This window comes from Ruegeria sp. YTSC199 (assembly GCF_059609725.1).
In genome coordinates this window covers 1-1,209 of the sequence record NZ_JBXWMF010000078.1, presented here as the reverse complement: position 1 = coordinate 1,209, position 1,209 = coordinate 1, and the positions used below count along the sequence as shown (strand labels likewise).

Here is a 1,209-nt window from a genome sequence, read left to right as displayed (position 1 = left end):
GGTCGGTTTGTCTCACTGGATAGATGAGGGAACTGCTATGAAGACCATCAAACTCCTACTCGCCACGGATCCCAACATTGAAAAAGGTGCCCTTACGCATCGGTTTACTGAATACCTGAAGAATTTGCGTAAAATGCGGCTGGCCGAAGAATTCATCGGAGATGATGAACACTCGGCCGATCTCGGTAGAGATGACTTTGATAAAGTTGCTTGCGAACTGTCAGACGGTGTCTTGCTGACTTGGGATGACAAACGGCGCATCAAAAATCGAGTTCAGTGCATCTTACAGCACAGGACTGAAGCCTCAGGTCTTGCGCACCTCTCGGAGAAAGAAATCCAACGACTGCGCCCACTAATGAATGAGGTTCGTTTGGCGGAGCCGAGAAACGAGCATTGGGTGGACGAAAAAGTATCTGCGTTACATGAAGAAATGCCGTGGATGTCTGCCGCCACCAATGAGGTTTGGCACGCGTTGCGGCGCATCGCTAGTACCAAAGATACGATCCGATTGCCGACTCTGTTGCTGAATGGACCGCCAGGAATTGGTAAATCGGTTTGGGCCAGAAGGCTGTCCGAACTGTTCGAAGTGCCCAGATGCGAGATTGATGCCAGCTTGGGTGGAGTAGGTTTCAGTGTTGCGGGAACGGAAAGGGGTTGGTCGTCAGCGCAACCAGGAAGACCGCTTGAAACGATCCTCCAGCACCGCGTTGGTAATCCTCTGATTGTTGTTGATGAGATTTGCAAGGCTCAGTCAGGTACTTCAGACAGTGGTGCCCATCACGCATTTTCGGCCTCATTGCTGAGCTTTTTGGAACCTGCGACAGCTGTTGCTTGGGAGTGCCCGTACTACCGTACCAAGTTTGATATGTCCCACATTTCGTGGGTACTGACAGCGAATGATGTTTCTCGTGTGCCCGAGCCTTTGGTCAACCGATGCACAGTGATCGAGTTGCAAGCAATCTCAAGTAGTCAACTAAAGGGGTTTGCACGCCATCAAGCTGCCCGAATGGGCTTGTCGAAAGTTTCATTGGACGCAATTGAACGCGTGATCGAACAATCCATGGATGAACGAGGGCATTATTTGAGCCTGCGCAATGTCGTTCGCATGTTGCTCCGTGCTGAGACATTAGAGAACCGGGAAATTTACCACTAACTCAAGTGAGATTGAGAGGTTGATTTTTTGGAGGTAGGAGAAACGAAATCTAATGC

Annotated in this window: 1 protein-coding gene; it reads left to right on the top strand. The window is 50.1% G+C overall.

The window, feature by feature from the left end:
* Positions 1-1,153: AAA family ATPase (locus AC2FEE_RS25595; protein ID WP_496868228.1), on the top strand; the 1,153-nt coding region annotated here is incomplete at its 5' end.
* Positions 1,154-1,209: the final 56 nt, after the last annotated feature.